General features: G+C 36.9%; 15 protein-coding genes. 6 read left to right on the top strand and 9 right to left on the bottom strand.

The window, feature by feature from the left end; translation table 11 throughout:
* Positions 1-401: 401 nt before the first annotated feature.
* The 9 genes from PSHG_RS25755 to PSHG_RS25710 all read right to left on the bottom strand — a co-directional run bounded on the left by PSHG_RS25755 (position 402) and on the right by PSHG_RS25710 (position 13,189).
* Entirely contained in the window at positions 402-2,210 is a 1,809-nt protein-coding gene (locus PSHG_RS25755; RefSeq protein WP_010279966.1) for a DUF4365 domain-containing protein, read from the bottom strand.
* A gap of 70 nt (positions 2,211-2,280) precedes the next feature.
* Positions 2,281-4,320, bottom strand: a complete 2,040-nt coding sequence (locus PSHG_RS25750) for a hypothetical protein (protein WP_010279962.1) — start codon at positions 4,318-4,320, stop codon at positions 2,281-2,283.
* A 24-nt stretch (positions 4,321-4,344) separates the two neighbouring features.
* Positions 4,345-4,797 carry a Panacea domain-containing protein gene (locus tag PSHG_RS25745; RefSeq protein ID WP_010279959.1) on the bottom strand — a complete coding sequence of 151 codons (453 nt, stop codon included), beginning with the start codon at positions 4,795-4,797 and terminating at the stop codon, positions 4,345-4,347.
* 182 nt (positions 4,798-4,979) lie between these two features.
* Positions 4,980-5,864: a DNA adenine methylase gene (locus tag PSHG_RS25740; protein ID WP_010279956.1), complete on the bottom strand. Its 885-nt coding sequence runs from the start codon at positions 5,862-5,864 to the stop codon at positions 4,980-4,982.
* 366 nt (positions 5,865-6,230) lie between these two features.
* Positions 6,231-7,178: a hypothetical protein gene (locus PSHG_RS25735; RefSeq protein WP_010279951.1), complete on the bottom strand. Its 948-nt coding sequence runs from the start codon at positions 7,176-7,178 to the stop codon at positions 6,231-6,233.
* A 2-nt stretch (positions 7,179-7,180) separates the two neighbouring features.
* Positions 7,181-9,073, bottom strand: coding sequence for an ATP-binding protein (locus tag PSHG_RS29090; protein WP_010279949.1), 1,893 nt, complete (start codon positions 9,071-9,073; stop codon positions 7,181-7,183).
* 562 nt (positions 9,074-9,635) lie between these two features.
* Positions 9,636-10,289, bottom strand: a complete 654-nt coding sequence (locus PSHG_RS25720) for a zinc ribbon domain-containing protein (protein ID WP_010279947.1) — start codon at positions 10,287-10,289, stop codon at positions 9,636-9,638.
* A 125-nt stretch (positions 10,290-10,414) separates the two neighbouring features.
* Entirely contained in the window at positions 10,415-11,881 is a 1,467-nt protein-coding gene (locus PSHG_RS29740; RefSeq protein WP_010279943.1) for an LCP family glycopolymer transferase, read from the bottom strand.
* A 21-nt stretch (positions 11,882-11,902) separates the two neighbouring features.
* Positions 11,903-13,189 (bottom strand): flagellin N-terminal helical domain-containing protein, encoded by a 1,287-nt coding sequence (locus PSHG_RS25710; RefSeq protein WP_010279941.1) that lies wholly within the window; start codon positions 13,187-13,189, stop codon positions 11,903-11,905.
* 124 nt (positions 13,190-13,313) lie between these two features.
* On the opposite strand from PSHG_RS25710, the gene PSHG_RS25705 reads away from it, so the two are divergent.
* From PSHG_RS25705 to PSHG_RS25680, 6 genes are all read left to right on the top strand, one after another.
* The gene (locus tag PSHG_RS25705) at positions 13,314-13,676 is read left to right on the top strand and encodes a helix-turn-helix domain-containing protein (protein ID WP_010279938.1); all 363 of its coding nucleotides are present in this window, start codon (positions 13,314-13,316) and stop codon (positions 13,674-13,676) included.
* A 296-nt stretch (positions 13,677-13,972) separates the two neighbouring features.
* Positions 13,973-14,467, top strand: a complete 495-nt coding sequence (locus tag PSHG_RS25700) for an antirestriction protein ArdA (RefSeq protein ID WP_010279936.1) — start codon at positions 13,973-13,975, stop codon at positions 14,465-14,467.
* Positions 14,468-14,594: 127 nt separating this feature from the next.
* Entirely contained in the window at positions 14,595-14,816 is a 222-nt protein-coding gene (locus tag PSHG_RS25695) for a hypothetical protein (protein ID WP_010279934.1), read from the top strand.
* 25 nt (positions 14,817-14,841) lie between these two features.
* Positions 14,842-15,024: a hypothetical protein gene (locus tag PSHG_RS25690; protein ID WP_010279932.1), complete on the top strand. Its 183-nt coding sequence runs from the start codon at positions 14,842-14,844 to the stop codon at positions 15,022-15,024.
* 49 nt (positions 15,025-15,073) lie between these two features.
* Positions 15,074-15,253 (top strand): hypothetical protein, encoded by a 180-nt coding sequence (locus PSHG_RS25685; RefSeq protein WP_026021611.1) that lies wholly within the window; start codon positions 15,074-15,076, stop codon positions 15,251-15,253.
* Between the two features lie 125 nt (positions 15,254-15,378).
* The coding region (locus tag PSHG_RS25680) for a helix-hairpin-helix domain-containing protein (protein ID WP_010279930.1) at positions 15,379-15,616 on the top strand (238 nt) is incomplete at its 3' end.

Genomic DNA, 15,616 nt, shown 5'->3' with positions numbered 1-15,616 from the left:
GACAGTAACATGATAGGGTAAACTGGAAATAAAGGAGAGGCACTATTTATCTCTCCTTTTCAACATATTTTTCATTTAAAATCGGTTAAATTTTGTCGTCTTAGAACAAAAATACTCATCAATGAATATTTCCAGATGCGGTTTAAGCTCAATAACTTTTAATCTTGCGGTAGCATGCTCAAATTTTGCCAATTAATTTACCACAAATGGATTTTCAATATTTTTTGATCAACTTAAAGTTTTGATATTCCCTCTAAGCACTTTCTACAACCCTAGCAAATATCCCCACTGATTTTATAGCTTTTTTGTTCAAACTGATCCATCCAAAATTTTTGAGAACAAAATCATGATATTTACCTCGCCTTCACAGCCGTAACCAAGTACCAATATATGTACATTATTCACTTAAATTTCACAAGTTCCTCAGGCAGAAATCGATCTAGTCTATACTTGATGTAGTAAGCCATGTTTTTTCTTTGATGACATTCTGTTTGAATTTCCTCGAATATTTGAATAAACAATGGTGTGGCGAATTCGATAATTTCATTCGTAGGAACATTCCAACTTGGTTTAATGTTAAGTATTAAATTCGCCAAACCATCATAGAAATCAACAAATAGTTCAAAGCTTATTTCTTCTGTGAGGAATACCCTCTCAAAATCTTTTTTCACTTCTTCCAAATGTCTTTCAAATTTCTTGTTGTCTAAAGGATGGATATAACTTATAAATTGTATCAATCGTTCCCTATGATTTAAAACTTCGCCGGAGGACATCTGCCCATATTTAATAAAAACTTCTTCAGTTATTTTGTCGGGAATATCAAGGTATACATTCAGAACCTTCTGGGCGTCAACTGAATTAGCAAGAGTGCCATATGGTATTTTGGCTGTTATATTTTCATCTGATAAATTACCTTTATCAAATTCTGACCATGTAATTGCTCCAGGCAACATAATGCCGTATGATCCCTTAGAAAAGTTTTCATGAGCAATAACAACAATATTCAAATCATCTTCAAGGATATTATAAGTGTAGTTATTATCATGGCACCATTTTTCTATTTCTTCCTTTTCTGATTGTTCGCAATTTGATACGTCCCAAATACAAAGTGCACGTGTATAATACTTCTTATTTAATAGACAGCCTGCTTTTCTAGATGCCAAAGAAAAACCTGTGGCGAAGACTTCAACTGCGAAATCGCCACTAGAGTGTATGAATAAATCCTGATCACTCGAACTGGCTCTCACTTTACGGGTGTAGTAATAATCGTTCCCTAATTCAAATGAATATTCTCTATCAGTAACTAGTTGTTTATTTATTAATGAAAAAGAAATCCAATCCGTCATTTTATTGATGACTCGATATTCTGCCTGAATTATTTCAATAGGACTAACAATAAATGCAATCCAACTATCATCAGTTAACTCAACATGAGTTTCAGACAAATACTTTTTTAAACTTAAGACATAACTACTTAGGGAATCTGCGTTTCCTATGTATTGAATACATGGTAACCCACCGTCTAAATTAATATTATTGTAGGAAGCTAAAAATGATGGCAAGAAATTAGAGACATGAATAGTTTGCTTAATTGTTGACGTAGAGGCCTGTTTGAAAAACTGCATTATCTCAAATGCTGTGAAGACTCTATATTTAGGCATCCATATCGGATAAATATAACATTGATACTGGGAATCCCCTATATTCAGAAGTCCATTATAATAATGTTGTACATAATCCTTAATTTTACTTTCGCTATTTTCAAGCAACATCTCTTTATTAAAGTGAATTGTTGCGGTTTCTGTGTCGGGTAATTTAGATGAATTATATTCCTGAAGAGGGGCACACCAGTATCCACAGTTTTCCTTCAGATCCCAAATTACTAAGATAACTGGATAATAACTTTCTATCCACAACTCAAGCAAAGCTGTTCCTAAAGAAAATGAGAATCCCTTCTTTGTCTTTCTAATGTAACCTTCCTTACTAATTTGTTTAGTTGTTTTTACTTGAACTCGGAACGTTAAATTTGTCCTAATGTTAGTCTTGCCATCTTCTGATGCCAGAAAAATATCACAGAGAAAGTCTTCACCAAAATCAGATTCTGAAATTTTTGTAGTAGATATTTTCCACCTACTAAAAATTGATTGGATAATTGCTTCTCCTGTTGCCCCTGTAAAGAAAGAATCATAAGCAGTGATTTCCTTTTTCATTAGAAAAGCCCCTTTCTAAAAAACAATTCCGTATCAATTGTAAAACTAAAAAATCAGAGAAGTAAATTCACTACTTCTCCGATTTGCTGTACTCAATTTTAAGTTCATCAAAATGCCTCGCAATAAATTCTTTTTTATAAAGAAACAATAAGTTGTAGCTTTCTTTCTCGTTACTAAATTTATCTAACAAATATCCTACATAATTGCACTCACTTAAGTGATTATAAACATCAATGTAATTTCCTTTAGATAGATGTTGGTACCTCAAATCTAAGTCATTTTCATCTACAAAATGCTGTTGTCCATATAATAATAATGTCATTTTATTCGTACAATATTTAAGCGAACCCCGATTAAAACTGGGATCGACTTTTATTTCCGGTTCTTTCTCCCGGCCGAAATCCAAAAACGGATTTCTTTTATCTTCTGAATAATAAAATTGTTCATACAAATTTTTCAGTTCATCCGTTCGATGGAAATTTGTAACTATTAGCTTTACTAAAAAACCACAGCATTCTTTCTTTGATAGTTCAATACTTTTTAGTAAAGCTTGTAATAGTATGAAAATTATTGAGTTAACATATAACCCTCTTAAATCCTTTTCTTTTTGCAATATTTCCTTCATTTTCCCAAACCTAATTCTTATGTTGAACGCTTCATTAAGTTTTTCGAAAAGTGATTTTTGCTTGTTTTTATTGTTTTCACTTTCCTCAAGTGATTCAACAACAGAATAGGCCAATGAACTTACTAAATTTAAATCATTATTCTCAACAGCTCGTAAGATCAAATCTTTATATATTAAACAAATTGACTTTATATTTAGCTTGCTGTCGCCATCCAGCTCAGAACGGAGAATTTCTTGTACCCTATTTAAAGTAGCTCTAAAATGAATTCTATATTCGTTATGTATTAATAAGATTAGTTCATGTAAATATGGTTTGGAACGTGTTGACAAACTGTTATCATAATCAAGTTGCATATTAAAAAATGTTTCTATACATTTTTTCGCTTCAAGGATTTTGTTATTTTTATACAAGGTTGAAATTAGATTGATTTGATTGTCTAACATCACTCTATAAAGTTTTAAAAATTCTTTTGAATTCACTTCATTTAATCTGCCGAACGGAACATACGGCATAATCGATATATTTTCTGGACCCTGTATATTTTTAGTCAAGATACCTTCCCATTTTCTGTAGTATTCATTGTATATTCCACTAACATTTTTCTCCACAATATGGATAAATGTCTGATAAAGTCTTTCTATGTTGACTTTCAATTCATCATATAGATCTTTAGCATATCTGTAATTACTAGAGTATGATAGTATATTGACTATCCGTTGATTCTGCTCCATTAATTCTTCCAACATAAACTTTAAATTTATACTATTTAACATATTTTTCACAATATTGATCGCCGAAAAAATTGCCCCTATCGACAATAAAAACCAAAAAAACATTCTAATCAAGTTGTCTTTATCAATATGGAAATTATTACTTTCAGGCAAAAATAGTAATAAAAAATTCCCAAGAATAAATGTTGATATAACAATGGTGAATGACACTTGATTTGAATTTTTAGTTATTATTCTATTACTCAATGAAATCGACGTTCTATGTCTATAAGTAAAAAAAAGTAGTGTAAGTGATACTGACAGGAATACACCCAAGCCATTGGTTGCAAACTGTATGATTCCAATTAATGTTCTTGCGTTTTGTGTAGTCAACAAATCGATATTTAAATTCGATGCTATGAATTGAGTAAAATCAGAAATAACTTTGTATATACTAGGAACTTTTGTTGTAGAGTATATTGCTACAACGTTAATTAATAAAACCACTAGAAAAATGCAGAGTGTAAAAAGAAAATAGTTATTCCTAAGTAGTAATTTTAGTTTCTCTATTAATTGTAGTATTGTAGCCAATAAACTTAATTTTTTTGAATTCCTAGACTTTTCTATAGATTCTTTAACTAATAGATTGGATTTAGTTTTCCCTGATTTGCTTAATACATTCAAGAAAATAGTGTTAACGATGCTGACAAACAGATACGATGCAAAGACAAGTAACAAAACCCATATACTAATTGATGCCAACAAAAAATTCATAAATAATCCTCAGCTTTTAGGTACTTAAAATAATATAGTTTCTCTATAGAATTTTTTTATATCTTCTGGATTTATAGGTGTTTGACAATAATCATGTTTTCCTAGATGTTCCCTAGCTTTAATCCAAGGCATTTCTTGATGGGATAATACTTCAAGTTGCTTTCCTGTTTTGTCGCCATAGTAATTCCATACAGCTTCAAGTATGATCTCAACATTCTTTGGAAAGTTGATTGCAACTCTTTCTTCAACAATCTCCTTAAAACCATAATGCCTATATCTATAGTATAATTTTGGGAAGACAGGGCCATGCACCCAAGCTTCTGGTTCATCATCAGTAACCAGCGGCTCTCCTACAACAGCCAAATACCAAGCGTGTGCGAAATATGTGAGTTTTTGTAATTTCAAATGTGTAATTGAATTTTGAGAATTTGGAGTGGAATGATTTATGAAATAACGTGCTACATCTAATACATTCACAATTACCAGCTCCTCTCTAGCTAATCTTAGTCTATTCAAATCATCTTCAAACCGCGGTACTGTTTAAGCTAAAATCTCCATTTGGGATTCTCATAATCACGAACACACGTTCCTATTCCATTATAACTTTGTATGTATTCTAATACAATAACTATTTGATACTATGCATAAGACGATATTTCTTAATTACTCCCTAATAGTAGATACTCCGTTGTCTTCTTTCTTCCTTTTGACTTGCCACTGATTGTACTGCTTCTTCTCAGTATTCTTCTTCTAAATCCTGTATAAAGCTGTTTTATCTCTTTGTTATGAGCATTAGTAACAACTACAAAAGCCCCTTTATTCGCCAATTCGACTGCTGTTTTAGCAAGCCTTTTTTGATCTTCCCATGAAAAAATATTTGAGTTATACTTAGTAAATCTATCTGATTCATTCAACACAGTATATGGTGGATCAAGAAATACAAAATCCCCCTCCCTTACGTAAGACAAGGACTCTTCAAAATCCGTAGAACGAATTAGAGTATTCTTCAATGCTTCTGAGGCTCTTCTTAGTGCATTTTCATCACAAATCGTTGGGTTCTTGAAATCACCAAACGGAACATTGAACTCACCTTTTAAATTCTCCCTATATAACCCATTCCAACATGTACGATTTAAGTACAGCATACGTATAGCTTGAAGAGTGGGGTCACTCGGTTTATAATCGCGAATTTCGTAGTAAATTTCCTTGTTATAAGGTAGTTCTTTTAGAGAACTTATAATTTTTTCGACATTATCCCTAACTTCAACATATACATTTATCAAATTTTGGTTGACATCAGTTAACACCGCTCCCTTTGGCTGTAATGCAAAAAATAATGCCCCTCCACCAAGGAATGGCTCATAGTAACAATTGAACTTTCTAGGAAGGTGAGGGATTATTTGTGCCAACAACGATTTTTTTCCCCCTGCCCATTTCATAAATGGATGGCCAATTATTTCACCTGGTTTTGAATTAAGAAAAGGTTTATGAATTTTCTTAGTGTATGCTTTTTGTAACCTTGCTGTATTTATATTACTGTTCATTTCCAACGCCATCTTTCATTAATTTTTCAACAAATTTCTGTAAAATATTATTCGTTGGATAAACCGACATCGAAGCAAGTTTATTAACTGCTACTATTGGTAATAATGCATTGGCATATTGCTTTGACTTCAGTCGAATTAACATATTAACAATTTCGTCTAACCCAAAAAGATCTTCCCTCTTTGGATTTGGATTATAGTCACCAGTGGGAATACATGCTACCACAACATCTTTCGAATCAATTTTAATGAATACCTTGGAGCCATAAAGAACCCTTTCTCCATAATTTGTGTTATCACTGTCTCCGTGTTTAATATGAGAGAAAATATATTTATTATCCGGAATTAAAATATCCCCTGGGTTTTTTAATTTTTCGTTAAAAGTTCCGCGTGTTCACAAAAAGGGCCTGTCTTTTCAATTCCTACTATATAGGCCTTGATATTCTCATCTTTCAAAAATTGAATAAATTCCTTAATCGGCTCTACAAGCCTAGAATATTGTGAATGTAGAGCTAATGGACCATCTTTAAGTAACAATACATATGCTAACCGATTTCTTTTTTGTTCGTAGAGAATACGAAGATAACTTATGAATAGCAAGTGCTCAAGTACTTGCATAAAACTCATTGCAAGACTTTCGTTTGTGTATTCATCATTGAACTCCATATGCAAACTAATATAATCACTCAAATATATCTGTTGATCACAGTGGCTACAAGTTACTTCATCAAACTCACCTTTAAAAATATTTGTTTTATTACATAGTGGACAACTAAATTCTAAGTTTGATTGATAATTAGGAAGCCATTTTCTGAACACAAGAAATTCCAATGTGTCGTAAAGGATTTTATTCTTTTCCTTAAGTGTAACATTTATTATCCTTCTTATTGTTTCAAGCGGAGTAACTCCTTTTATTTTAACATTATTTAGTGGTAACACTGTGGACAGAGTATCTGAATATTTTGTAACAATTTCATTTATCAATTTTGGATCTACAATAGTCCCTTGTGCTTTTTGTAGTTGATCGAGACTTATCATCAACGTGGCTACCTTGATAAATGATATTGCCTTTTTATTTACAATTGGATTTGTGATATGACTACAACTTCCATCTACTGCAATAACAGAAAGGATATCACAATCCTTCTCGGGTATATTGAACTCGTATCCATCCGTTTCTACATTCTCATCATCTAAAGAAAAAGATTCAAAATCATGAATTAATTTTGAAACAAATTCATCCTTAATAATGGTCACATGTCCTAACTTGCTCGCATATTCAAATGGCATTAAGTTATTACTTGAATAAGCCATATCTACACCCCAAACAGCTTAATTTGTACTGGTAATGCATACTTATGAGATTTAGTTACAAGCCGAACATAACCCTTTGACTGTGTTTTTTGAACATCAACTGCAACATCTTTAAACTCATAAAATTTCGTAAGTTCTTTAATTTCATTCTGATCATTTAGATGGGCAATAAAAAAGTTTTCAGTGTTTTTAAGTAAATCTCTGCTCAAACTTGAAATACTTTGAGTAGAATAAACTATGCCTATATTGAACTTTGCACCTTCTTTTGCTAATCGGTTGTAAATATTAGACAAATCATTATCATTTGATGGAAAAAGATTATGTGCTTCTTCAAAATAAAATTGTACAAATTTACCTTGCAGTTTATTTGCAGTAAACAAATCCATTTGGTGAGAGAAAACCGCTTCACATATTTTTTCAGAGAAGAAATTCACGATTAATGGATTAGAATTACTCAAATCCAATATTATTGTTTTTCCCTCTTTTAGCTCACTAATTATTTTGTTTATAGCACTATTTGCATTACTATCATGATACTGTGTATATTTAATTAACTTGGTTGCCCCACTTACTATCGAGCCACTTGATTTTTTTCCCGAAAGCATGGTTAGTAAAGACTTATCCGTTTCATCAAAATAGTCTTTACTCCCTGATATAAATGGCGGATTATCTTTTACTTGAAGATATTTATTCCATATTTTTATGAAATAATTTGAAGCATCAGCTATATCAATATATTTTTTTTCTGGCAAATCATCGCCAAAAACATCCTCCAAAATCGGTTTCTTTATATCGAAATCCACTTTATAGTTAGGTTTAGATTTAAACTGTGCTTTATGAAGAATGCATTTATAGATACTTTCATGTCGTATATATCGCTTATATGCACTAACGTCTTCTTGTTTGAGTTCTTCAATTTCCTCTTTATCCAATGGCTCAAAATTTATAAAACCATTTAAGTAATCACCCTTTACTTTATCCACGTTCAATAATTCTTTGATGATTGCATGACCAAGTTTTAAATCATCATAAACATTGACTTTTAGTGTTTCTAATCCTTCCTTATAGTTTATAGAGTATCTCTTACATTTTTGTTGATATTTTTCATACAACGATGTTTGATCTTGCTCGTTTGTATTCGCATATTCGCCATTTAAGTCAAAAATCAATTGACCAACATGTGAGTATTTCTTAATAATTGATTCTGCAATGATTTTAACAGTGTTACTTTTACCCATTCGAGTCTTTCCAAAAAGTGCAGTTCTAGATGCTATAAAGTCATCTACTGATACTTGTACATCCACATTAACAGATTGTTGTAATTTAGATTCGGTATATCTTAATTTTCCAATCGAAAACTGATTGGTTTCAATTGAATTATTGATTAATTTGTCGAGAATTTCATTTGAAGGCCGATAAACTTCATATAGGTGCGGTGAAAAATAACTCTCTATATCGCCTGCATACTCCAGATCTCCAGACTCATTTTCGTAATATGTCCCGAGCACCGTGATTTTCAGTGCACTCCATTGTAATTCAGCTTTAGTGAATATATCGATCTCAGGCATATGATTTTTATGAAGTTCAAAATATGTTCTAGAAACATCACTTGATAAAGGCGTTGTAGTTGGTTCTTTAACTCTTGCAAGTATGTAATGTTCTGGGACGTTAATACCCTCTCCAATTTCTGTATTGATTAATTTGATAATTACAAATGAATTTTTAGGTATACCATGGTTTCTAAGCTTATAGTAATCATTAGTTATAACTGTGCCTTCTTCGTATCCAAGTTCCATAACGTATCCAAGTAATGATTCCGGATGCTCTTTGAAGAACCTTCTAAAATCCTTAAACACGGTTAATTCTTCATCTAATCCGGCTAGAACATTGCTCATTCTATCATCACCTCATAAGTATATGATCTACAATTTTATAATTCTAACTTCGACTTCCTTCTACAATTTTCCTTCATTAACATGCGATAACTTAACAGAACAATAAGTTTTTTAGTAATTATCAATCAATTATTAATTGGGGGTATGTATGGAATAATCATCACATTTTCGATCAGTACCCCGTCCAACAGCAGAAAACCCCGGTTTTTATGCGGTTCTCAAATATCGGGGATCAGCATTTATGAAAACAAAACGCAATCTGTTTCTGATATACCATGAAAATTGCAAAATTGTAACATAGTAAATAGAAAAAGAGCCGAATTGATGTTCAGCTCTCCACTTGAAATTGATGCCGAAAACCATATCCCCCTTCCGTCCCCCGATGGGGGAGACGCAGGGAACTCGTCCCCTGCACCCCAACGCTCGCCGCTAGGCAGGCCCAGCAAGGCATTGCTGGGCAAAGATATAGCGTGGGAGCACGGAACCACCCGTCAAGGCTATATAAACGCTTCGCGGCCTTGACGGGTTCACCGTATGCGGTCTATTGCTAGTCAGGTCAAACCTATTCAAATTGATAATGACAAAATCGACATATCCGTGCTTTTGCTTTCACCGTCTCCGCACATTGCGGACATTCTTTTGTATCATCTGCAATGGTTTCAGTGGCAGGATTGGCTTGTCGAATCGCAGATACTTCTTGTTCAAGGAGTTCTTGTTGGTTCAGCATATGTTGTTCATACCAGAGCTTCTGCTTCACCATTTCATCCTGATAGTACTGTTCCATGTTCTGCATTTCATCTCGCAATTGTTCCAGTTCGGTTTCCAACGAATGACTCAATTCCTGCACTTCTTGTTGTCTGATCAACGCTGTATTGCGGATGGATGCTCCTTTGGCGATAAGGACGATGCCAATGATCAAGACGACGACGGCAAAGAAAAGGATCACCATCGCAACAGGGCCATCAGTTCGCATTAACGTAAATCCCATGAGGAAGACTAGCAAGCTGAAAATGACAACAGCCCATCCGATTACACGGAGGAATCCGCCGCCAAGCTGACCGCCGACACCTGTCATATTGTACTTATTGAGTTCAGATTCTTTTTGTGCAACCTCTTCCTTGATTGACTGCATTTTGATTTTATATTCCCGCTCCAGATGATCGAGTTTCATCTTGAACGCTTCACTTGTATTGACGGTGCGGACAAATTTTTGCAACGTTTCATCACCTGCTTTGTATTTGAGGATGGTTATTGAGCGAAGACTTCGCTTCCAAATGCTTAACCTTGGAATCAATGTTAGCGTTCAAAGTAAGTAGATCGTCTCAGAAATGACATTGGAGGCTATTGATCATGCAACACATTTTGCACATACTCTTGCAATAGTGCTTCATCAACGGCGATCACATTTTTATCATCGATTACTACCTCACGAATGAGTTCGATTGGCGGCAATTGAATACTCTCAACGTCATCTATGTCCAGTTGGAATGCGACTTTACTAAGCTGTAACAGATCACCCATTGAAATATCCGTTATCACGTATGAACTCATCGAATGAATCAGATCAGTCATGGTTGGCATGGAGGCATGATCCTTAAGCTTGTCCAGTATGGCAACCAAAATATTGCGTTGGCGTTCGGTTCTTGCATAATCGCCCATCGCATCCATTCGAAATCGAACGTATTGCAGCGTTTCATGTCCATCCAAATGCTGATAACCTTCATCCAATTGAATATGGTATTCCGGATCTTCTCCTTCAGGGGCATACTCCATTGGTTTTTCCACTTCGTAGTCAATGCCGCCCATCGCATCAATCAAGTTAATAAATCCCTCATAGTCTGCAAACACATAGGAATCGATAGCTATCCCTGTATAATCTTTAATTGTCTGCTTGACCAAGTCAATGCCACCCTTTGTCTTGAATTCGTTTATTCTCCCACCTTCATGACCAGGCATTGAAACATAGGTATCTCGAAGAATCGAAAACAGATATGCTTTCTTCCGATCCGTATCTAAGGAAGCTACAACGATACTGTCGGTATAGGCCAGAAGATCACCTCGATCACCACCGAGCAATAAAATATGTATCCATTGATCGCCGTCCCAATCTAATTCACTCATCGTCGCTTGATCATCGTTTAATGTCGTTTTCGACTGTTGCTCTTTTGTTTCAACGATTTGATCTTGTTGCTGAAGGTATTCCGCCGCTTTTTGCATGTGTTGATACATAGTGACAAAATAGAATATACCGATCAACAACACGATCATATACGGGATAGACACAACGATGATTGGCAGAGCCAGATTCGTCCCGCCTTTCCGCCTGATCTCTCGTTCCATCGATGCATCTTTCCACGGAATCTGCTTAATCTGTGAAATCTTTCTTCTTGCATGGTGCAAGTACAGCTTGTTGGCAACAGAACCAAGTGCAATTTTGACGAAGACATACATCAGCAAAACGAAAGTGTACCCGATGAATATGGATTCACTCTTTTCCATGATGACGTATGTGAGTGGCATCATGACAGCAAACCAGATTGCCAGAAAAACCGTGCAGTACACATACATTTTTCGATACATCAACCAATAAGCATCGAAGAAAAAAGCCGCCCAGTTCCATGCACGGTTTTGTTTCCACTTCTGGGCGTATTCTTCGGATCGTTTGCCTGTAAACCACGCTATTTCCTCATCTGGGACTGTAATACTTGTACCTACGTTTACTTGTTGTTGCAAATGAAAAGGACTTCCACAGGAATCGCAGAAGTCATCGCCTTGCGTCATTTTGTTTCCGCACTTCATGCAATACATATTGCCGCCCCCTGTATGTTTCTATGGCAGTAACGAGAGTACATGTTGCAGACTCGCATTGGCTTGAGCCAGCATCGCTTGTGAAGCCTGCGTCAATATTTGATTGCGGGTCAGATGCATAACTTCCTTCGCCATATCCGCATCCGCAATTCTCGATTCTGCCGCTGATAAATTCTCCCCATAGTTCGTAACGTTGTTGTGAATGTGCTCCAATGCATTCTGATCCGCTCCGAATTTGGCACGGTCCGATGATACGGTATTGATCGCATTTTGGATGTCCTCCAACGCTTCAAGAGCTTTTGATGGTGGATCAACCGCCACATCAGCTAGTCCCAAAGCGGTTGTTCTCGCATCCGTCAATTCAACGGTAAATGTATCCCCGCTGTTCGGACCGACTTGCAGTATAACTTCATTTGAAGATGGATCGGGTACAGGGTAAGAATCTGGATCGATATTTGCTTCAAACTGCACGGTGATTTCTGTCCAAACGTCGCCGTAGTCCTCAAAGTTCGGCCAATCGGATAAGTCATCACCTAATATATTTTCGGGTGGATGATCATCCCAAGGCGTTCCCGAATAAGAAATGAGTTTTGTTGCATACACTTCCGTCTCTTCATAGCCTTGAAGTCCATTGACTCTGACCGCAGTAATGTTGTTGCCATATCCGCCAGTTTCAGCCCTTGTCGTAAACGTATTGTTTTCAAGATCAACAGAAAACTGATACGGTTCAGGGGAAACTGGAGGTGTCGCAGGCGTTGCCCAGTTTACTCCATCGACCAAATCAGCAATCGAAAAGGTTGCCTCGTAGGTATGAACGCTGGATTTCTCAAAAATGGTAATGCTCACCGCATTCGCCAAATTGACAACCGAGTATCCAGTTGGCGGTGCATCTGAAACATTGAGTAAATGAATGCCGTTGAACGTCGTATTATTGGCAATCGAATCGATGCTTTGCTTGATCTGTTCGATTTCCTTTTGTATCTGCTGACGGTCGGACGACGTTAACATGCCATTCGCCGCCTGCAACACCAGTTCATTCATTCGCTGGATATTTGATTGAATATCTCCAAGGCCGGATTCGGCTGTTTGAATCAACGAGATTCCATCCTGGATGTTTCGCTCGGCCTGTGCAAGCCCTCTGATCTGTGCCCGCATCTTCTGAGATATAGCGAGACCTGCCGCATCATCTGCCGCCCGATTGATTCGCAGACCGGATGAAAGCCTCTCCATCGTTTTGGATGAGGCTCTTGAATTGCGATTGAGTTGATTATAGGTATTGAGTGCTGGAATATTGTGTGCGATCCGCAACCGATATCCCTCCTAAAAAACATTGTCATTTAACTTTATCGGTAATTTACATGTATATATTTATACTTTAATAGGATAATAATTTTACATTCTTAACTCTAGCCTTATAGGTAGAGGTGATTGAATGTCTGATTTTAAGCGGCTCGTTGGCGAGCAGATACGACATATTCGCAAGCAAAAAGAAATGACGCAAGAGGCGTTAGCGAACGCATGCGGTCTCCAATACAGCTACATAAGTGATGTGGAGCGTGGGGAACGAAACATTTCGATTGAAACGCTTGAAAAAATCGTTGAAGCATTAGGCGTTGTACCGGCTGAAGTGTTTCGTTTTACGCATGCAACGATGGAGAATGACGTGCTGGAAAAGCAAGTTCTCATTGAATCACTCCGGGCATTACTCAGCGAACGAGAACTTCAAGAAGTGAAATTTGTCCATCGTCTGGCGAGTGATTTCATCAACATTGTGGAAGAGAAAAAGAAAAACTGAAGATCGGCCATATAGGCCAAAAATGAGATACATTTTCTCGGGGTACCCCCATACTTCTTATTGATGGGGGTGGGTCGCCGTTTCATGCCCAACCCCTTTCTAAGGACTGCATTCTGCTGTTGATCAGCGGAATGCAGTCCTTTTTTGTTTTCTGCTTGTTGTGCTTGACAGGGAAGTCTTAGACAAGGTGAGATGCTTGTCCAAACCAGGGAAAGGAGTGATACAAATGCAATTCTATAGGCTGTGATTTCGCTGACGTTGTTGCTCTCAAAAACCAGGAAAGGATGATGATCAACATGCAAATCAACATTTATGTAGCGAATGTAGCGAAGTACAACGAAGGAGAACTTGTCGGAGAATGGATTGAACTGCCGACGGATCATGACCATCTGGAGGAATGCATTCGAGATGTGCTGGGATGCGATGAGGAATATGCCATCCATGATTATGAAGCACCATTTGATGTGAGTGAATACGAGAATGTGTATACATTGAATGCATTTGTTCAATCCCTCAGTGCGTACGATTCTTCCTTGGTAGAAGTACTGTATGAGTGCCTTGGAGATCGCGAGGACATGATTCGTGTCTTGTCTTCCGGTGATTACAGTATTTACTACGATGTGGATGAATTGAGCGACGTAGCCATGCAGATGGTCGATGACGGAATGTATGGCACTGTACCCGCTTCACTCGCCACATACATTGATTACGACAAAATAGCTCGTGATTTGGAGGCTGAGGGCTGGCACTTCAGTCGTCACCAGAAGATTGCTTTATATATTTACAGCTAATCCAGATGCGACTGTAGACAACATTATATAGCACTGAAACTGCCTGCTTGCTTTATAGCGGGTTATTTGTGTTGTCTTTCATTCGGTTTTCACGGTCGCATGAGTCCTTGAAAGGAGGTGATTAGGCATGGTTGTAAAACGTGGGTTGCCTGAAGAACTGACCACGCTGTTGAAACAGCTCGTGATGAATGGTCAGGTGCGGATGGCTGGGCATGTGCTGTATTCGTATTGCCGCCGCTTCTACGGCGTTGATGACCAAACAGCCGCACGTTGGATTGTGATTTACTTTCGGCGGGAATTCCCCCAGCAGATCGAACGTCACCAGAAGCGTATCGCGAAAGCTAACTAATCGAAGGAAAGGAGAACGGCCATCCATGAACTATGAAGGATTTCGGAAGAACGACAACAAGGAATACCTTGGGTTTTGCGATGAACTGCAAAGCTTCATCTATTCAGTCATGGTGGATGAAAATTTGTATTCGGTCATTGCGTTGAAGAATGCAGAAATTACGGTATTGATCACCTACAAAGTGCATCAGCCGCAAGCTTGCCAGTGATTCTCGTTGACGATCGGTAAGTCGATTCCATGGAAGGAGGTGAACACAGATGCAAACCATACAAGAGCTTAAACAGAAAAGAGAGCGATTGAAGGCTGTGCTGCTGACGATGGACAGCAACGCACCATTTCAATGTGAGGAAGGCAGAGTTTACTGCCAATGGTTGGCTAAAGTCGTCATGGTTGAATTGCAGATTGAAGAGTTAGAAAAGAAAGAGGCCGCTCAATAAAGAAGCGACCAAGAAAAATGATGTTGAAGTCAGTTTAACTGAATCATTGCAATTGCACAAGAGGGAGGCATGAATCGTGTCTCTCTCTTTCTATTTCATTTCACTATCAGGAGGTATTTACCCTTATGAATTCATATGATATGTCGTCTTTTCGTGTTCTATTGGCCGATACATTGTGCGAAAAGCCAAGCAGTTATGTAATTGAAGCCATCTTCAATCAGTTCAGGTCTATTGCAGAGTTGCTGGATGTTACCGAACAGGAACTGATGCAAATCAAAGGCATTGGGCCACGTCGTGCTAAACAGATCATCTCGGCGTTGAAGCTCGCCAATATGCTGAACGTACCTTCTAGCGAAGGGCAGG

Origin of the sequence: Paenibacillus senegalensis JC66, assembly GCF_000285515.1 — a bacterium.
Classification (GTDB): domain Bacteria; phylum Bacillota; class Bacilli; order Paenibacillales; family NBRC-103111; genus Paenibacillus_L; species Paenibacillus_L senegalensis.
Note: the sequence above shows the minus strand (reverse complement) of the source record. Positions and strands in the feature narration are given on the sequence as shown.